Origin of the sequence: Tahibacter harae, assembly GCF_024437735.1 — a bacterium.
Taxonomy (GTDB): Bacteria; Pseudomonadota; Gammaproteobacteria; order Xanthomonadales; family Rhodanobacteraceae; genus Tahibacter; species Tahibacter harae.
Genome location: NZ_JANFQO010000035.1, coordinates 1 through 18,594 on the forward strand (window position 1 = coordinate 1; position 18,594 = coordinate 18,594).

Annotated in this window: 13 protein-coding genes, 3 tRNA genes and 2 riboswitches; of the genes, 8 read left to right on the forward strand and 8 right to left on the reverse strand. The window is 67.9% G+C overall.

What is annotated here, in order from left to right:
• A partial coding sequence (locus tag NM961_RS22885) for a hypothetical protein (RefSeq protein ID WP_255916756.1) occupies positions 1 to 351 on the forward strand: 351 nt, incomplete at its 5' end.
• A gap of 269 nt (positions 352 to 620) precedes the next feature.
• Here the strand turns inward: NM961_RS22885 and NM961_RS22890 are convergent.
• Together NM961_RS22890 and NM961_RS22895 are read right to left on the reverse strand one after the other, a co-directional pair.
• Entirely contained in the window at positions 621 to 974 is a 354-nt protein-coding gene (locus NM961_RS22890) for a DUF1428 domain-containing protein (RefSeq protein WP_255916757.1), read from the reverse strand.
• Positions 975 to 1,345: 371 nt separating this feature from the next.
• On the reverse strand, positions 1,346 to 1,954 hold the full coding sequence (locus NM961_RS22895) for an FMN-dependent NADH-azoreductase (RefSeq protein WP_255916758.1): 609 nt from the start codon (positions 1,952 to 1,954) through the stop codon (positions 1,346 to 1,348).
• Between the two features lie 109 nt (positions 1,955 to 2,063).
• Here NM961_RS22895 and NM961_RS22900 point away from each other — a divergent pair, with 109 nt between their 5' ends.
• Positions 2,064 to 3,098: a LysR substrate-binding domain-containing protein gene (locus NM961_RS22900; RefSeq protein ID WP_255916759.1), complete on the forward strand. Its 1,035-nt coding sequence runs from the start codon at positions 2,064 to 2,066 to the stop codon at positions 3,096 to 3,098.
• Positions 3,099 to 3,270: 172 nt separating this feature from the next.
• Positions 3,271 to 3,969 (forward strand): response regulator transcription factor, encoded by a 699-nt coding sequence (locus NM961_RS22905; protein WP_255916760.1) that lies wholly within the window; start codon positions 3,271 to 3,273, stop codon positions 3,967 to 3,969.
• A gap of 182 nt (positions 3,970 to 4,151) precedes the next feature.
• On the opposite strand, the gene NM961_RS22910 is transcribed toward NM961_RS22905, so the two are convergent.
• Positions 4,152 to 5,132: an asparaginase gene (locus tag NM961_RS22910; protein WP_255916761.1), complete on the reverse strand. Its 981-nt coding sequence runs from the start codon at positions 5,130 to 5,132 to the stop codon at positions 4,152 to 4,154.
• 211 nt (positions 5,133 to 5,343) lie between these two features.
• Entirely contained in the window at positions 5,344 to 8,214 is a 2,871-nt protein-coding gene (gene gcvP / locus NM961_RS22915; protein WP_255916762.1) for an aminomethyl-transferring glycine dehydrogenase, read from the reverse strand.
• Between the two features lie 47 nt (positions 8,215 to 8,261).
• Positions 8,262 to 8,345: riboswitch (glycine riboswitch) on the reverse strand.
• 1 nt (position 8,346) lies between these two features.
• Positions 8,347 to 8,432, reverse strand: a riboswitch (glycine riboswitch).
• A gap of 250 nt (positions 8,433 to 8,682) precedes the next feature.
• Here gcvP and NM961_RS22920 point away from each other — a divergent pair.
• Both NM961_RS22920 and NM961_RS22925 read left to right on the forward strand, forming a co-directional pair.
• Positions 8,683 to 9,828 carry an ATP-binding protein gene (locus tag NM961_RS22920; RefSeq protein WP_343231938.1) on the forward strand — a complete coding sequence of 382 codons (1,146 nt, stop codon included), beginning with the start codon at positions 8,683 to 8,685 and terminating at the stop codon, positions 9,826 to 9,828.
• A 21-nt stretch (positions 9,829 to 9,849) separates the two neighbouring features.
• Positions 9,850 to 10,404 carry a response regulator gene (locus NM961_RS22925; RefSeq protein ID WP_255916763.1) on the forward strand — a complete coding sequence of 185 codons (555 nt, stop codon included), beginning with the start codon at positions 9,850 to 9,852 and terminating at the stop codon, positions 10,402 to 10,404.
• A gap of 59 nt (positions 10,405 to 10,463) precedes the next feature.
• On the opposite strand, the gene NM961_RS22930 is transcribed toward NM961_RS22925, so the two are convergent.
• Both NM961_RS22930 and NM961_RS22935 read right to left on the reverse strand, forming a co-directional pair.
• A complete protein-coding gene (locus NM961_RS22930; protein ID WP_255916764.1) occupies positions 10,464 to 14,288 on the reverse strand; it encodes an EAL domain-containing protein in 3,825 nt (1,274 codons plus the stop codon).
• A 76-nt stretch (positions 14,289 to 14,364) separates the two neighbouring features.
• Positions 14,365 to 16,125: a cation:proton antiporter gene (locus NM961_RS22935; RefSeq protein ID WP_255916765.1), complete on the reverse strand. Its 1,761-nt coding sequence runs from the start codon at positions 16,123 to 16,125 to the stop codon at positions 14,365 to 14,367.
• A 406-nt stretch (positions 16,126 to 16,531) separates the two neighbouring features.
• Here NM961_RS22935 and NM961_RS22940 point away from each other — a divergent pair.
• The 3 genes from NM961_RS22940 (at position 16,532) to NM961_RS22950 (ending at position 16,877) form a co-directional block, all read left to right on the forward strand.
• Positions 16,532 to 16,607: transfer RNA gene (locus NM961_RS22940), tRNA-Ala, on the forward strand.
• Positions 16,608 to 16,644: 37 nt separating this feature from the next.
• Positions 16,645 to 16,720 (forward strand) — tRNA-Glu (locus tag NM961_RS22945).
• A gap of 80 nt (positions 16,721 to 16,800) precedes the next feature.
• Positions 16,801 to 16,877 (forward strand) — tRNA-Asp (locus NM961_RS22950).
• A 96-nt stretch (positions 16,878 to 16,973) separates the two neighbouring features.
• On the opposite strand, the gene NM961_RS22955 is transcribed toward NM961_RS22950, so the two are convergent.
• Together NM961_RS22955 and ppsR are read right to left on the reverse strand one after the other, a co-directional pair.
• Entirely contained in the window at positions 16,974 to 17,474 is a 501-nt protein-coding gene (locus NM961_RS22955) for a DUF1249 domain-containing protein (protein ID WP_255916766.1), read from the reverse strand.
• Positions 17,475 to 17,600: 126 nt separating this feature from the next.
• Entirely contained in the window at positions 17,601 to 18,416 is an 816-nt protein-coding gene (gene ppsR / locus NM961_RS22960; protein ID WP_255916767.1) for a posphoenolpyruvate synthetase regulatory kinase/phosphorylase PpsR, read from the reverse strand.
• Positions 18,417 to 18,594: the final 178 nt, after the last annotated feature.

Consider the following 18,594-nt stretch of genomic DNA (forward strand, 5'->3'; position numbering starts at 1 on the left):
GGATTCGGGATTCGGGATTCGGGATTCGGGATTCGGGATTCGGGATTCGGGATTCGGGATTCGGGATTCGGGATTCGGGATTCGGGATTCGGGATTCGCAGGGAGTGTGCGGCGGAATCCGAGGTTTCTGGCAAGCGAAATTTGCCGGATTTCTTCGAGAAAAAGCGGAAAGCTCCCTCTCCCCCAAGCTCGCTTGGGGGAGAGGGCTGGGGTGAGGGGGCAACGATCAACGCGCCTCGCCGTCTGGATTTCCGCCAAAACCTTCAAAACGCAAAGAACACCGCGAAAACCAAAGTTCTTCGCAAACTGAAGCGCCGCTCCCTCACCCAACCCACTCCCCCCAGCGCGTAAACGCGCTGGGGGAAGTCGGCTTCAGGCACATCACGGCATTTCGATGCTGGGTTCAGCCTCCGCCTTGCGATCCGCTGCAGATCAGCTGGTCCACCGATCCCCTCAGGGAACACCGCCATACTGCCACCCGGCCGCCTCGCTCCGGCATTAGCAAGTCCCGAGTTCCTCGAACCCGGCCCGGAACATGCACCTGCCGCCAAAGGACATGCCAAACGCCGCAGCAACACCAGCGCCGATACGCGCCGGCATCGCTGCAGCGCTGCGCAGCGTCAGTAAGTCACCAGCTCCTTGAACCCGCCCCAGAACATGCGCTTGCCGTCGAAGGGCATGGTCGACGGATCCATCTTCAGGCGCGGATCGCTCATGACCAGCTTGTTGATGCGGTCGCGGTCGCGGCGGGATTTGTACACGATCCAGGAGAACACCACGGTCTCGCCTTCCTTGAGCTTCACCGCCTGCGGGAACGAGGTCCACTTGCCTGGCTTGACGTCATCGGCGATGCACTCGTGGTAGGCCAGCGCACCGTGTTCCATCCAGATCTTGCCGGCCTTGCGCGCCATCTTGCGGTAGGCGGCGATGTTTTCGATGGGCAGCGGCAGTACGTATCCGTCGATATAGCTCATGGGGCCTCCAGGAACAGCTGTGAGTACGCGGCCGCCGCAGTTGCGGCTCAGCCGGGTGCCGTGGCGCCGGCGTCATGGCGGCATTCTTCCCGCCAGTGCCGCGTCTGTGGCTTGATAACCGCATCGCGCCGCCGCAGGCAAGCCCGGCGGCCGGGCAGTAATCAACCAAGGCCGGTGAGAAAAGAGTGAAGGCTTTGCTCTTTTCCACTTGGTGGCCATCGGGCAAAGCAGCATCGCAATACCCGGGCGCGCACAGCGCCGCTTCGTTCGCGGCGGCGCCGGGGCCGTCGGCCAAAAATCAACGCTTACACCCGTCCCGCTGCTTCTGCGGCGCCGCGCCGGCGGCGTCCTGCGCCGCCGGCGCGCATTCCTCACGCCGCCTGCGGCAGCGCACCGCCCGCGATCTGCGCATGCGCCGCGGCCAGCGAGGCGCTGCGCTGTTCCGGGCCCAGGCCTATGCCCTCGGCGCGGATGAACTCGATATCGGTGATGCCGAGGAAATTCAGCACCTCGCGCAGGTAGCTTTCCTGGAAATCCGCCGCCTGCCGCGGCGTGCCGGCATAGAAGCCGCCGCGGCCGGAGACCACGATCACGCGCTTGCCGCCGGCCAGGCCTTCCGGGCCCTGGGCGGTATAGCGGAAGGTGCGCCCGGCCACGGCCACCCGGTCCACCCAGGCCTTGAGCTGGCTGGGAATGCCGAAGTTGTACATGGGCGCGCCGATCACGATCACGTCGGCCTGCAGGAACTCCTGCAGCACGGCCTCGTTGCGCTCGACTTCAGTGCGTACTTCCGGCGCCAGGCCCTCGACCGAGGCCGCCGGCAGCGGGGTCCAGTGCGGCAGCGGGTCGGCGGCGAGGTCGAGGTAGCTCAGGCTGAGGCCGGGCTGTTCGCGGCGCCATTGCGCCACGACCGCGGCACCCAGTTCGCGCGTGACCGAATGCGAGCCCAGCGGGCTGGAATCAAGCTGCAGCAGTTTCATGATCGTCTCCGTCTTGGCGGCGGTTTGCCGTGGCGAAGATGCTATGGGCGGCAACAATGACCGAGTAGTCGGCTAAAATCGGATTCATCGTCCTGAAAATGGAACGAACATGCGGGACCTCAACGATATGGCCCTGTTCGTCGCCGTCGCCGACCATCGCGGCTTCGCGGCGGCCGGGCGCGCCCTGAACATCCCCAAGTCGCGCCTGAGCCGGCGCCTGGCCCAGCTGGAGGACGAACTGGGCGTGCGCCTGATCCAGCGCTCCACCCGCCAGTTCGCCGTGACCGAGATCGGCCGCCAGTTCCTCGCCCACTGCCGCGCCATGCTGTCGGAGGCGCGCGCCGCCGAGGAAGTGATCGCCAGCCAGCGTGCCGAGCCGCGCGGCATAGTCCGCGTCAGCTGCCCGGTGGAGATCGCGCAGAACCTGGTCGCGGCCTGTCTGCCCGATTTCCTTGCCGCCTATCCGCGCGTACGTGTACAGCTGCTGGTGTCCAACCGCCGCTACGACCTGTTCAACGAAAACATCGACCTGGCCCTGCGCGTGCGTCCGGCACCGGAGATGGATGCGGAACTGGTCACCCGCGCCCTGGGCCATACGCAGAAGCTGCTGGTCGCGAGCAAGGCCTATCTAGACACCTACGGCCGCCCGCAGCAGCCGCAGGACATCGCCGCCCACCGCACCCTGAGCTTGGTCGACAGCGAAACCGTGCAGACCTGGAATTTCTTCCCGCGCCACGGCGATGCCGAGCCGACCCGGGTGGACGTCGAGCCCGCCCTGCTCTGCGGCGAATTCAATGTGCTGCTGCACGCTGCCCTGGCCGGCCAGGGCATCACCGGCCTGCCCGAGACCGTCTGCGGCGCCGCCGTGCTGGACGGCCGGCTGGAGCCGGTGCTGCCGCAATGGCATGCCACCGCCGGCGTGCTGCACCTGGCCTATCTGTCGCGCCGCGGCCTGCTGCCGGCGGTGCGCGCCCTGGCCGATTTCCTGGCCGAGCGCCTGCCGCCCTTGCTGGAGGCCCTGCGCGCCGAATCGGGCTGCCTGTCGCCGGGGGCACAGGAAATGGCGCGCAAGCTGGGGCTTGAAGCCGGGATTGGGGATGGCGGGACTCGGGATCCGGAGCCGGAGCCGGAGTCGGGTAGTTGAAGCCGGTGGCGCAAAATGCGGAGATTGCCGCGCGCAGGTCCGCGGCGAAACCCGCTGCGGGAATCGCCGGCGCTCACATCCCTGTAGCTGGCTACCGCTTCCGCGCCCTGCTCCACGGTCCCATTCGCAATCCCAAATCCCGAATCTTCAATCCCCACTATCGAATCCCCGCATGACTCCCGCAGCCCGCGTCCTCGTCATCGACGACGAACCGCAGATCCGCAAGTTCCTCGATATCAGCCTGCGCGCCCAGGGTTACCAGGTGAGCCTGGCGGCGGACGGCCGCGAAGGCCTGGCGCGGCTGGCGGCCCAGGGCGCCGACCTGGTCATCCTCGACCTGGGCCTGCCCGACATGGACGGCAGCGAAGTGCTGGCCGAACTGCGACGCTGGTCGGCCGCGCCGGTGCTGGTGCTCAGCGTGCGCGCGAGCGAGGCGCAGAAAGTGGCGCTGCTGGATGCCGGCGCCAACGACTATGTCACCAAGCCCTTCGGCATGGACGAACTGATGGCCCGCGTGCGCAGCCTGCTGCGCGGCCGCGCCGGCGCGGCCGCCGCGGCGGTGCCGTTCGACGACGGCAGGCTGCAGATCGACCTGTCGCGCCGCGAAGTGCGCCTGGACGGCGCCGCCCTGGTACTGGCGCGCAAGGAATACGCCCTGCTCGCCCTGCTGCTGCAGCACGCCGGCCGCGTCGTCACCCAGCCCCAGCTGCTGCGCGAGCTGTGGGGACCGGACCATCAGGAAGACACCCACTATCTGCGCGTGCTGGTCGGCAAGCTGCGCCAGAAGCTGGGCGACGATGCGGCCAGTCCGCGCTATATCGCGACCGAACCGGGCGTAGGGCTGCGCTTTATCGGCCAGTCGGCCGGCTGAGCGGCGCTGCCGCGGACAGGCCCGCAAGCAGTGCGCCGGCAGGTGGTCGGCCAATCACTGCCATCTGCGCCAGTTCGCGGGATTTTTCCCCGAACGACGCGCCTGCATTTCGTGCCGCGGAGATTTTCCTCCCGCGGCGTTCAATGACGTGCTGCATCGCCAGCAACGGCGGGCCGCGCTTTTCAGTAGCGGTTGAACAGTTCCTGCAACGCCGCCGTGCTGCGGTCGCGGGTCAGCCCCAGCGCGAGCAGGATGCGCGCCTGCAGCGGCGTGAGGTTGTCTGCACTGATGAAACCGTAGGCGTCGTCGTCGACTTCGCCGTTGCGCACGGTGGTGCCGTTGGACACGCGGCTGGCGCGCACGATGCGCACGCCGCGCGCGGCCGCGGCGGCCAGCGCCTGCAGCCAGTCCTGGCGCAGGTTGCCGTTGCCCACGCCGGCGAAGACCAGGCCGTCGGCATCCTGGCAGGCGGCCTCGATCAGGGCCGGCGGCAGGTCGACGAAGGCCGTCAGCACATTCACCTTCGGCAGCTGCTCGGGCACGGCGAAGCCGCCGCGCGCGCGCGTGGGGCGCTGGTAGACGAAGACATCGCGGTCCTTGACCAGGCCCAGGCGGCCGTACTGGTCGGCGCTGAAGGCGCCGGGCACGCTGTCGCGCTTCTGCAGGCCGCGCGCGGCCAGCAGCACATCGCCGAATTCGATCAGCGTGCCCAGGCCGCGGCAGGCCGGGTGGGCGGCGGCGGAAACGGCGTGGTAGATGTTCATGGGGCCGTCGGCCCCCAGCGCGGTGGCCGGGCGCATGGCGCCAGTCAGCACCACGGGCTTGTCGCTGTCGATGGTCAGGTGCAGGAAGAACGCGGTTTCCTCCAGCGTATCCGTGCCGTGCAGGATCACTGCGCCGTCGATGTCGGGCCGCGCCAGCAGCGTCTGCACCCGCCGCGCCAGCTGGCGCCAGTGGCCGTATTCGATATAGGCACTGTCGATGGCGAACAGTTGCTCGGATTCGATCGTGGCCAGGCTGTTGAGTCCTGGCACCGTCGCCAGCATGGCCTGCACGCCGATCGCACCGGCGCGGTAGCCGAGCTGGCGGGTGGGGTCCTCCGCCGCGCCGGCGATGGTGCCGCCGGTGGCGAGCAGGGCGATGCGCGAAAGCGGTGCGGACATGCGGCGGTGACTCCCGGCAAAGATCGGATTATGGCGTATTGCCCGTGCAACGCCCGTTTGAAAACAGCGCGGCTGAAAACGGCAGGCCGGAAGACGGCCGGCTTGAAAACGACTGGCCTGGAACAGCCGGGCCGACAACGGCCGGCTTGAAAATCACAGGGCCCTTTTCAGGGCCCTGTGGTTGCAACAATCATCGCACCGCCGCGGCAGCTCAGGCTTCCGCCTCTTCCTTGTAGGCATCCACCGGAATGCAGGCGCACATGATGTTCTTGTCGCCGTAGACATTGTCCACGCGCGCCACCGGCGGCCAGTACTTCTGCAGTTTCAGCGTAGCCAGCGGGAAGGCGGCCAGTTCGCGCGGATAGGCGTGGGTCCACTCGCTGGCGCACACCGCGGTGGCGGTATGCGGGGCGTTGCGCAGCGGGTTGTCCTCGCGGTCCAGCTTGCCTTCGGCGACCGCGCGGATTTCCTCGCGTATCGCGATCATGGCGTCGATGAAGCGGTCCAGCTCATGCTGCGACTCGGACTCGGTCGGTTCCACCATCAGCGTGCCGGCCACCGGGAAGCTCAGCGTGGGCGCATGGAAGCCGAAGTCGATCAGGCGCTTGGCCACGTCCTCGGCGCTGATGCCGGTGGCGTCCTTGAGCGGGCGCAGGTCGAGGATGCACTCGTGCGCGACCAGGCCGTTGCGGCCGGTGTAGAGCGTCTCGTAGTGCGGAGCCAGGCGCTTGGCGATGTAGTTGGCATTGAGCAGGGCGACCTGGGTCGCCTTGCGCAGGCCGGCAGCGCCCATCAGCGTGACGTACATCCACGAGATCGGCAGGATCGAGGCCGAGCCGTAGCTCGCCGCACTGACCATGCCGACCGCGCCCTCGCCACCCAGCGTGCGCGGCAGGAACGGCGCCAGGTGCGACTTCACGGCGCAGGGGCCTACGCCCGGGCCGCCGCCGCCGTGCGGAATGCAGAAGGTCTTGTGCAGGTTCAGGTGCGAGACGTCCGAGCCCCACTTGCCCGGCTTGGCCACGCCGACCAGCGCGTTCATGTTGGCGCCGTCGGTGTACACCTGGCCGCCGTGCCTGTGGATGATCTCGCAGATCTCGACCACTTCCTCCTCGAACACGCCGTGGGTGGAGGGGTAAGTCATCATGATCGCGGCGAGGCGGTCGCTGTATTTCTCGGCGTTGCGGCGGATGTCCTCGACATCGACATTGCCGTTGGCGTCGGTCTTGGTCACCACCACGGTCATGCCGCACATCTGCGCCGAGGCCGGGTTAGTGCCGTGGGCCGAATCCGGGATCAGGCAGACATCGCGGTGCGCTTCGCCGCGCGAGCGGTGGTAGGCGCGGATCGCGAGCAGGCCGGCGTATTCGCCCTGGGCGCCGGAATTGGGCTGCAGGCTGACCGCGTCATAGCCGGTGCATTCGACCAGCATGGCTTCCAGGCCGTCGATCAGTTCCTTGTAGCCGCGGCTCTGCGCCGCCGGCGCCAGCGGATGGATATTGCCGAACTCGGGCCAGGTGACCGGGATCATCTCCGCCGTGGCGTTGAGCTTCATGGTGCAGCTGCCCAGCGGGATCATGGTGCGGTCCAGCGCCAGGTCCTTGTCCGCCAGCGCGCGCAGGTAGCGCAGCAATTCATGTTCGCTGTGGTGGGTGTTGAACACCGGATGCTGCAGGAAGCGGCTGGTGCGCTTGAGGCCGGCCGGCAGCGCGTCGCCGGTGGCGGCGTCCAGCGCGTCGATATCGGCGATGGCGGCGCCGAACAGCCCGGCCAGGGCGATCACGTCCTCGCGCGTGGTGGTCTCGTCCAGGCTGATGCCCAGGCTGCGCGCGTCGATGCGGCGCAGGTTGATGCGCGCGGCCTCGGCCTTGGCGTGGACGGCTTCGGCGTCGACGCCGACCACGTGCAGGGTGTCGAAGAAATCCGGGCCCACGGTGACGCCGGCATTGCGCAGCGCGGCGGCCAGCAGCGCGCTGAGGCGATGCACGCGGCGGGCAATGCGGATCAGGCCGTCCGGACCGTGGTAGACCGCGTACATGCTGGCCATCACCGCCAGCAGCACCTGCGCGGTGCAGATGTTGGAAGTGGCCTTCTCGCGGCGGATGTGCTGTTCGCGCGTCTGCAGGGTGAGACGGTAGGCCGGCTTGCCTTCGGCATCGACCGACACGCCGATCAGGCGGCCGGGCATGGAGCGCTTGTAGGCGTCGCGGCAGGCCATGAAGGCCGCGTGCGGGCCGCCGAAGCCGAACGGCACGCCGAAGCGCTGGCTGTTGCCCACGACGATATCGGCGCCCCACTCGCCCGGCGCGGCGATCAGGGTCAGCGCGAGCAGGTCGGTGGCCACGGCGACCAGGCCGCCGCGGGCGTGCACGGCCGCAGCCAGTGCGGCGTAGTCGTTGATCTGGCCGAAGGTGTTGGGGTACTGCAGCAGCACGCCGAAGGCGTCCACGCCGGCGGCCTCGGCGTCATCGCCGATATGCAGCTGCAGGCCCAGCGGCTCGGCGCGGGTGCGCAGCAGTTCCAGCGTCTGCGGATGCACGCCGCTGGAGACGAAGAAGGTGTTGGACTTGGACTTGGACGAACGCTTGGCCAGGGTCATGGCCTCGGCCGCGGCGGTACCCTCGTCCAGCAGGGAGGCGTTGGCGATCTCCATGCCGGTGAGTTCGGCGCAGAGGGTCTGGAAATTGATCAGGGCTTCCATGCGCCCCTGGGAGATTTCCGCCTGGTACGGGGTATAGGCCGTGTACCAGGCCGGGTTTTCGAGGATGTTGCGCAGGATGACGTTGGGCGTGTGGGTGCCGTAGTAACCCTGGCCGATGAAGCTCCTGAACACCTGGTTGCGCTCGGCGATGGCGCGGATCTTGGCGATGGCCTCGACTTCGCTGACCGCCTCGGGCAGGGCCAGCGGCGCGGCGAACTTGATCGAGGCCGGCACGATGGCGTCGGTCAGGGCTTCCAGCGAAGGCTGGCCTATGACCTCCAGCATATGGGCGATCTCGGCGTCGTTCGGGCCGATATGGCGTTCGACGAAAGCGTCGTGGTGTTCCAGCGCGCGCAGGGAAACAGGGGGGGTCTGGCTCATGGGTTAAGGACGTCCGAAAACGACGCGCAGGCCGCACGTCGGGGCGCCCCTCTGTCCTTTTGCCTGAGAGTTTGGAAGCGCTGCCGCTTCGTGCCCCTTCGGCGCCGGATTCAACCGGTCTCTCCAGAGTGTTCGCGCGCGGTGGTATGGGAGCCTGAGCGATTACGGGCGTTGCGCCTTCGGCAGCGGGGCTGGCCCGCTTCTCCCACCGGGTGCGTAGTCGGCAAGTATAGACGCTGGCCGCGCCGGGCGCGACCGCCGCGGGGGCCCCGCCGGGCGCCGCCGCGGGGCGGTTCCGGACGGCCGTGTCCGCTGCGCCGCCGCACGGCCGCGCCGGTGGCCGCCGGCGCCGCGGATGGACGTTGCTGTCCCCTGCCCGCCGGCCGCTCCTGTGCCCAATGGCGCATTTCCTTTTGCGCGCAAATCGCTAAAAATCCACCGCACAGAATGCTGCGGAGCAGAGTCTGCATGCCGACGCCGAGCATATCGCGCCTGGGTTCCGCCCTGGACGCACTGGCCGAACCGGTAGTGCTGCTGCAGGGCGAAACGCTGCTGCACGTGAATCCGGCCGCGCTGCGCCTGGCGGAAAACCTCGCCGGCGCGCATGGAAATCCCGAATTGTGCCTGCGCGAGCTGATCGCGAACTGCCGCAGCCAGGATGCCGCCACCTCGCGCTCGGTGCTGCTGCCGCTGGCCGGCGAAGAGGCCGATGCGCTGGCCCTGCTGATCGATTTCGAGCCGGCCTCCGGCGCGGCGGCGGCGCGCGGCGAGGGCGAACTGGAACTGGCCCTGGCCCGCCTCAATGCGGTGCAGGAACAGCTGGTGCAGTCGGAAAAGATGGCTTCCCTGGGCCAGCTCGCCGCGGGCATCGCCCACGAGATCAACAACCCCATCGGCTATGTGCATTCCAACCTGGGCACGCTGCAGGAATACCTCAACAACCTGTTCGGCCTGATCGAGTGCTACGACGGCGTCATCGCCCAGAACGGCGCCATGACCGCCGAGCGCCGCGCCGAGGTGGCCGAGCGCAAGCGCGCCATCGACTTCGCCTTCCTGGTGCAGGACCTGCCGCAGCTCCTGAGCGAATCGCGCGAAGGCATAGACCGGGTACGCCGCATCGTGCAGGACCTGCGCGATTTCTCCCGCGTCGACCGCATGGAGACCTGGTCGCTGTACGACCTGCACCGCGGCCTGGACAGCACCATCGGCATTGTCTGGAACGAGATCAAGTACAAGGCCGAGGTGCGCAAGGAATACGGCAACCTGCCGCTGGTGGAATGCCTGCCCTCGCAGATCAACCAGGTGTTCGTGAACATGCTGGTGAATGCGGCCCAGGCGATAGACCAGCACGGCGAGATACAGGTGCGCACCGGCACCGACCCGGGCCAGGTCTGGGTGGAGATCGCCGACAACGGCAGCGGCATCACGCCGGAGAACCTCAAGCGCATCTTCGACCCGTTCTTCACCACCAAACCGGTAGGAAAAGGCACCGGCCTGGGGCTGTCGATCTCCTATGGCATCGTGCGCAAGCACAATGGCGAGATCAGCGTGGATTCGCGCCCCGGCCAGGGCACGCGCTTCCGCATCAGCCTGCCGCTGCGCCAGACCAGCTGAGCCCGCCCTGACGAGAGCGCCATGTACCGAGTCCTGATAGTCGACGACGAGCCCAACATCCTCACTGCCCTGCGCCGCTGCCTGTCGAACATTCCGCCGAGCATGCTCGACGGCGAACGGCTGGAGCTGATCCCGGCCAACAGCCCCGAAGACGCCCTGCAACTGGCAGTGGCCGACAACTACGACCTGGTGCTCTCCGACCTGCGCATGCCCGGCATCAACGGCGTGGACCTGCTGGCCGAGGTTGCCCAGCGCCAGCCGCTGTGCGCGCGCCTGCTGATGAGCGGCTACGCCGACCTCAGCGCCATCATCGAGGCGATCAACCAGGCCCACGTGTTCCGCTTCATACCCAAGCCCTGGGACGACAACGACCTGCGCATGGCCGTGGTACAGGCCCTGCACTACCGCGCCCTGCTGGTGGAGAACCAGCGCCTGGCCGATCTGGTACGCGCGCAGCAGGGCCAGCTGGAACGGCAGAGCGCCGAGCTGCGCCGGCTGGAGATCGAGCATCCCGGCATCACTCATCTCAAGCGCGACGAGACCGGGGCGATCTTCATCGACGAGGACGATCTGTAGCGCATCCGGCGCGCTGCCGCAGGCCGCGCAGGCCGCATCGCCCCGCCGCGGCCGCGGCGTCAACGCGCCGCGGCGATACGGAAGGCCTCGCGCACCATGCGGCGCAGCTCCTCGTCGTCCCAGGGCTTGGCCACGTAGCGGTAGACGGCGCCGCGGTTGATCGCCTCGGTGAGCGAGGCGAAGTCGCTGTAGCCGCTCAGGATCAGACGCACCGTGTCGGGGTAGAGATCCTTCACCCGGCCGAGGAACTCGGTGCCGCTGATATCGGGCATGCGCTGGTCGGAAATGATCACCTGCACCGGCTGGGCGGCGAGGATCTCGAAGGCCTGGCGCGCGTTGTTGGCCGTCTCGATGTGGTAGCCGTCGCGGCGCAGCAGGCGCACCAGGGCGCGCAGCACGTTTTCCTCGTCGTCGAGCAACAGCAGGGTCTCGTTGCTGGGGCGCGCGACCAGGCCGCCGCCCTCGTCTTCCTGGCGCAGGTAGCGCCGGCGCAGCACTTCAAAGGTCTGCGCCTCGGGCATGGGCGCACAGAAATAATTGCCCTGGAACTGGTCGCATTCGTTGCGGCGCAGGAAGGCGGCCTGGCCTATGGTCTCCACCCCTTCGGCGCTGACCACCATGCCGAGCTGATGGCCCAGCGCGATCACCGCGCGGCAGATGCCGGCCGAGCCCGGATCCGTGATGATGTCGCGCACGAAGGACTGGTCGATCTTGAGTTTGTCGATGGGAAAGCGGCGCAGGTAGTTCAGGCTGGAATAGCCCGAGCCGAAATCGTCCAGCGACAGGCTCACGCCCAATGCCTTGAGCGAACGCATGGCGACAATGACGCGCTCGACATGGGCCATGACCATGGATTCGGTCAACTCCAGTTCGAGGTAGCGCGGCGGCAGGCGCGAGACTTCCAGCGCGCGCTGTACGCGCTCCAGGAAATCCGGCCGCTGCAGCTGCAGCGCCGACACGTTCACCGCGACGGTGAATTCGGCCAGGCCGCTGTCCAGCCATTCGCGCGCCTTGCGGCAGGCCGATTCCAGCACCCACTGGCCCAGCTCGACGATGATGCCCAGTTCCTCGGCCACCGGAATGAAGCGGCCCGGCGGCAGCAGGCCGTGCACCGGACTGTTCCAGCGCACCAGGGCCTCGACGCCGCGCACCTGCCAGTTGTGCGCGCCGATCTGCGGCTGGAAATGCAGGATCAGCTCGCCGTTGGCGATGGCCGCGCGCAGGCCCGAGCCCAGCTCGCGCCGGTCCTTGAGCGCCTGCGACTGTTCGTTGGAGAAAGACGCGACCGCATTGCGCCCCTCGTCCTTGGCCCGGGTCATGGCGGCTTCGGCCTGCTGCATCAGCTCGCTCGCCGCCGTGCCGTTCTCCGGGAAACAGCTCACGCCCACGCTGCAGGTGAGGAAGACCTGCTGCGGTCCCAGGTCTATGGGCCGCTCCACCAGCAGGCGCAGGGATTCGCCCAGTTCCTGCTGGTCCGGTCCGTCGCCGTCGTCGGCGCGCACGATCAGGAATTCGTCGCCGGCAATGCGTGCGACACGGCCCTGCTCGCCCGCGGATTCGAGCAGGCGCCGCGCCACCGTGCGCAGTACCTGGTCGCCGATGGCGTGGCCGCGGGAATCGTTGATGAGATGGAAGCGGTCCAGGTCCAGGTAGAACACGCTGACCCGCCCGCCGCGCAGCGCGGCGGCAGCCAGCGCCGCGACCAGGAAGGCTTCGACCTGTTCGATGCGCGGCAGGCCGGTGACCGCGTCGTGGGTGGCGTGGTGGGCCAGCTCGCTTTCAAAGCGGCGCCGCTCGGTGATGTCGCGGGCGACGGCAAAGATGCGCTGATCCGGCGACAGCGAGGCAGTCCATTCAAGCCAGTGCACTTCGCCATCGGCGTCTATCCAGCGGTTGATGAAGGCCTCGGCGCTGCCCAGGGCGATAATCTGCGCGGTCGCCGCAGCGGTCGCGGCTTCGTCGTCGGGATGCACGTAGTCGCGCCAGTTGCTGCCGTTCACGGCCTCGGCGCTGCGCCGCAGCAGGCGCTGGGTCGCGGCGTTGGACTGCAGCAGGCGCCCGTCCAGATCGACGATCACGAACAGTTCCAGCGACAGGGCGAAGAAGCGGTCGCGCTCCAGCCGCGCCGCCTCGGCCTGCAAACGTTCGCTGATGTCGCGGAACACCACCACGGCGCCGACCACCTCGCCGCCGAGGTTCAGCGGCGAGGCAACCAGATCGACCGGGATGCGGCGGCCGTCGCGGCTGACGAATTCGCGGTGCGCCGCGCTGCGGCGGTCGTGGCGCAGGGCCTGCAACGCCGGCCCGGGCTGGCTGTCCGCCGGCGGCAGGAAGCGCTGTTCGGCCGCCACGCCGCGCAGTTCCTCGGCCGGCCAGCCCAGGATGTCGCTGGCGGCCTGGTTCATGAAGGTCAGGCCGCCGTCGCGGTCGGTTGCATACAGGCCTTCGCCGACGCTGGCGGCCATCGCGCGCACAAAGGCCAGCTGGTGGGCGACGCCGCGCTCGGCCTCGCGCAGGTTCTGGTGCAGCCAGCTGCGCTGCACATTGCTCAGAGTCAGGCGGGCGAACTGCTGCAGCAGCACTTCGTCGTCATCGTCGAAGGCATCGCGGCGCAGGCCGAACCACTCCAGCGAACCGATGCCGACGCCGCCGTCGGCGCGCAGTCCCATGCCCAGCCAGTGGCCCTCGCCCGCGGCGCCATCGTCGCCCAGGTACCAGTAGGCGCGCTGCGGCTCGTCCAATCCGGCGGCACGCTGGCGCAGCGCCTCGGGCAGCAGGCGCGACTGCTCGGCCAGGTCGGGCCGGGCCAGGGTGCAGACCACATCCATGCCGCGCTGCTGCAGCGCGCGCGGCTGCAGGCTCAGGCGCACGAAATCCACGCCCGGCAAGGCCGCCATCGAGCGCGCCAGCAGCAGCATCAGCGCATGCACATCCTCGATCGCGGCACAGGCCACCGCCACGCCGTTGAGGTGCAGCAGCTGGTCGCGGCGCAGCAGCGACTGCTCGTAGGTGCGGCGCAGCGCGCGCTCGGCGGCGCGGTAGCGGGTCACGTCGCGGGCGATGGCGAACACGCCCCGGGCGCGGGCACGGTCGCGCAGCGGCACCAGGATCAATTCCAGTTCGTGCGGGCGGGCACCGGGCCGCGGCGCGATCACATCCAGCGTCTGCGCCTGGCCGGCCAGGGCCGACTGCATGCGCAGCGCCAGCGCCGGCTGCACCGCCGGATCCAGCAGCTGCGGCAGCGAGGATTCGCGCAGCTGCTCCAGCGGCCGCGCGAAAACGGCGGCCGCCGCGGCGTTGGCGCCTTCGATGCGGCCGTCGGGGTCGATGCGCAGCACCGCGTCGGGATGATTGTCCAGCAGCGAGCGGTACAGTTCGCGGCCGCGTTCCAGCCCGGCCACCGCGCTGTCGCGCTGCAATATGAGTTCGGCCACGGTGGCGGCGATGCGCGCCAGGGTGCGGCCGGCCGCGTCCGGCGGTTGCGGCGGCGTAAGCAGCAATACCAGCTGGCCGGTGCGCCGGGCTTCCACATCCTGCAGCGGCTCCAGCCATAGTCCGGCGTAACCGGCGGCGAGCGCCGCCGCGCCCCAGGGCGCCGCTGCCGGAGCGGCCTGCTCCCAGCCGGCGGCGGGTGTCGCGACAGCGCCGGCAAAGCTCTGCTGCAACGCCTGCGACAGCGGATCGGCCACGCTGCTCCAGCAGAACGGCTCGGCATCGGCCAGCGCGTACAGCCACAGCCCGGCGCCGGGAAACGAGGCCTGCAACAGCGCCAGCATCTCGCCCAGCAGGCGCTCGCGCGGCGCGCCCAGGGCAAGCAGGTGCAGGATTTCCTGCTGCCGGCGCAGCCAGTCATCGCCATCCTGCCGTTGCGGGGATCCGCTCATGCGCTGGCACCGTCTCCGGCCATGTGCGGCAAAGCACACGATGCCAAGAAATATACACGCAGGGCTCAGGCCGGAATCAAGCTCCGCCGTCGCTGGGCGTGCGCATCACGTCGCGCAGCGCCGCCTGCAGGCGCGCATGCACCTGCACGAAGGAGCGCCACAGGAACGCCGTCAGCGCGGCGGCAACCAGCAGCAGCAGCAACAGCACCTCGCGCGAGGGCAGTATGGCCGAGCCCAGCGCCATCACCAGCACGGCCAGTATCACCAGCACCGCCAGCGGGATCATCTTGCCCAGCACGCGGCGCAGCGCATAGGTGCGCGCACCGGCCACGCCTTCGCTTATGCCCATCTCCGCCAGCACCATGCCCAGCGCGTCGGCCTTGCGGTAGGCCGCGATCAGCATGGGCATGGACAGGAACAGCGCCAGCGACCAGAGCAGGCTGCGCCGCAGGGTTTCGCCCGCGGTCCACTGCGGCAGCCATTCCAGCATGCGCGGCTTGAGCCAGGCCGCACCCAGGAACACCGCCACCACCAGGGCCATGTTGATCACGATATGCAGTACCAGCCGGCGCAGCATGTGCGCGATGACGGCGTTCTCCTCCACCGGCTTGAGCCCGGCGATCCAGTGCGCATAGGCGATCATCAGCGCACGTACCTTGCGCGGCAGCAGGCCGTGCAGGCGGTCGGCGATGCGGTCGGACTGGCGCAGGAAGAACGGCGTGACGAAAGCCGTCAGCACACAGGCGGCGACGGCGATGGGATAGAGAAAATCGCTGATGACGCCGCTGGCCAGGCCCACGCCGGCGATGACGAAGGAGAACTCGCCGATCTGCGCCAGCCCCAGGCCGGCGCGCAGCGCGGTGCGGCCATCGTTGCCGGCGATGACGCCGCCGAAGGTCACTGCCAGAGTCTTGCCCACCACCACCACGCCGGCCACCAGCAGCACGGGCACGAAATACTGGAACAGCAGATCGGGCTGGATCAGCATGCCGATGGCGACGAAGAACAGCGCACCGAACATGTCGCGCACCGGCTCGACCAGATGTTCGACGCGCTTGACCGACCTGGCCTCGGCGACGATGGCGCCGGCGACGAAGCCGCCGAGGGCGACCGAGAAGCCGGCCGCCGCCGCCAGCAGCGCCGCACCGAAGCAGATGCCCAGCGAGGCGACCAGCAGCATCTCGCTGCTGCCCTCGGCGGCGATATGGTCGACCAGGCGCGGCAGCAGCAGCAGGCCCAGCACCAGCGCGACCACGATGAACAGGCTGAGCTTGCCCACCGTCGCCAGCGCCGTGCCCGGCTCCACCGAGCCGGTGATGGCGATGCCCGACAGCACCGCGATCAGCACGATGGCGAAGATGTCCTCGATCACCAGGATGCCGAAGACCAGCCGGGCGAAACGCTCCTGCTTCTGGCCGGCTTCGTGGATGGCGCGCAGCACCAGCATGGTCGAGGAAATCGCCATCATCGCGCCCAGGAACAGCGCATCCATGGTGCGCCAGCCGAACCAGCGCCCCAGTTCGTAGCCGGCCCACAGCATCAGCATCACTTCCACGCCGGTCGCGACCAGCGCGGCGATGCCGACTTCACGCAGGCGGCCCAGGCTGAATTCCAGCCCCAGCGAAAACATCAGCAGCACCACGCCCAGATCGGCAAAGCCCTGGATGGTGTGCTCGTTGGTGATCAGCGCGAACGGCGGCGTGTGCGGGCCGATCAGCAGGCCGGCCAGGATGTAGCCCAGCACTACCGGCTGGCGCAGCTTGTGGAAGATCAGCGTGGTGCAGCCGGCCACCACCATGATCACCGCAAGATCCTTGAGGAATTCGATGCCGTGCATGGGGGGCCTGTGCAGTGTGTGGCGGAGGGAAGGTCGCGCATGCAGCGCAGGTTCAAGGCCCGCAATCGCGACGAGCGGACATGCCGGCGGGCTGCAGCCCTCCCCCGCGCAGCCCCTGCATCAATTACCTTGCCGGCAGCATCGCCGCAAGCGGTTTCGACGCTGCCGTGAATCGTGCGGCGGCACGAAAATATTTTTCTCCGCCCCCATTGCATTGCGCAGAAACATCGTTAGGATTGCGCCCCCGCGGCGGGATCGCCGGGACGCGAAATTTGCCGGTCAATTGACAGTCGCCAACTGGTCAAATGATCGGCAGCAAACGAAGCGGTTGGTTCGGTTGCAAAAAATTTCGCGAAAGGGGTTGACGGTCGAGGCCGCCCTCCCTAAGATTCCGCTCCTCCGCAAGGGGGCCATAGCTCAGCTGGGAGAGCGCTACAATGGCATTGTAGAGGTCGTCGGTTCGATCCCGACTGGCTCCACCACCGGATTTCACGCAGTACGTTTCTCAGAGAGGTTCAAGTCCCCATCGTCTAGAGGCCTAGGACATTACCCTTTCACGGTAGCGACCGGGGTTCGAATCCCCGTGGGGACGCCAACAAGGGAACACCGGACAGTGTTCCGCTCCAAGTGAAAGTTGGAGCAAAAGCAGCAAAAGGAAATTGTTGCACGTTTAATGGAGTGGTAGTTCAGTCGGTTAGAATATCGGCCTGTCACGCCGAGGGTCGCGGGTTCGAGTCCCGTCCACTCCGCCAGCTGCAAATCAAACCCGCCTCACGGCGGGTTTTTTTTGGCCTGCGTATTGCCGCATGCCTGAGCACGCCTCAGCGGCGCCTTCGTTCAGTGCGGCTTCAACCGGCGTTGCGCTGTGGCGGCAATTCCGCCGCATCATCGGTCACACGCCGCAGGCTGCCTACGGAATGGCCCTGCTCACCCAGGTATTCCAGCCAGCGGGTGAGAAAGGCGTTCATGCGCAGGCGATGCTGGAATACGGTCTGCGCCGGCGGATACGGCCCCAGCACATCGATCAGATGCCGCCCCGGATGACAGTGCGTGGCCTCGGCGAGGTGCGCATCCTGGTACAGCCGCAACCAGGCCGAAGGTGCCAGTTCGCCGCTGCCGCTTTCGCGCAGGCAGTAGTTGAGGCGCAGTTCCACCGTGTAGCGGTGCTGCTCGATCAGATCCAGGCGTACATCCAGGCCATCGTCTATCGAAGACAGATAAACGCCCGGCCGCAGGCGCTGCGGCGCGAACAGGCGCACCAGGCGCTGATAGTTTTCCGCATACAGCCCCATCAGATAGGCGAAGCGGCCGGGAAAGAGTTTCAGAGGCTTGTCGGCAACCGTAGTCATGCGGCCGATCATAGCAGCGGCCACCGGGGCGACCAGACTGCCGCCGCCGGCGCCGGACTGCTACCATGGAGTTCCCGGCGCAGCGCGGCGCGCGCCGTTTTTTGCCGGCCGCACGCCGCGCCCCGCTCAGAACATGTGCTTCTCTATGCCCAGGGCAGAGAGGATCTTGCTCGCGATCTCCTCGATCGAGGTATGCGTGGTGTTCTGCACCGGAATATTCTCGCGCCGGAACAGCTTGTCGGCCTGGGCCAGCTCCCAGCGGCACTGCTCCAGGGTGGCGTAGCGGCTGTTCGGACGGCGGTTCTCGCGCACCTGGGCCAGGCGCTGAGCGTCGATGGTCAGGCCGTAGAGACGGTTGCGATAAGGCCGCAGCCGCGCCGGCAGCTCCATCTTCTCCAGGTCCTCGTCGGTCAGCGGATAATTCGCCGCCTTCACGCCGTAGTGCAGCGCCATATAAAGACAGGTCGGCGTCTTGCCCGAACGCGATACGCCGACCAGGATCATTTCCGCATCGGCATAATTGGTTGATACGCCGTCGTCGTGCGACAGCGCGTAGTTGGTCGCATTGATGCGCGCCTCGTATTCGGCGAAATTGACCAGGCCGTGGGCCTTGTTCACGTGCCGCGACCGCGGCGTGCCCAGTTCCTGTTCCAGCGGGCCTATGAACGGCGCGAACACGTCGACCATCAGCGCGCCGCTGCCGGCCAGTATCTCGGTCAGGGCCGGATCGACCACCGTATTGATGACGATGGGCCGCTGCCCGGTCTGGGCATGGCAGGTCTTGATGCGGATGGCCGCGGCCTGGGCCTTGGTCTCCTCGTCGACGAAGGGAATGCGGAAGGTGTCGAATTCGATGCCGTCGAACTGGGTCAGCACCGAGTGGCCTATCGTCTCGGCGGTGATGCCGGTGCCGTCGGAAATGAAGTAGATGGTTCGGCGCATGGCGCATCCTGGCGGAAAAGACCGCGCAAGAGTAAGCCAGTCGGCCGCCTCCGGCGCGGCCGCGGCCCTGCAAAAAACCGCATGGCCCCGCCGCTGCGGGCGGGACCGGCTCATGAGCCCTGGCCATGTCGCAGCGCACAAGCTTGTCTACTCGCGCGCGAACCCGGAAAATTCACCG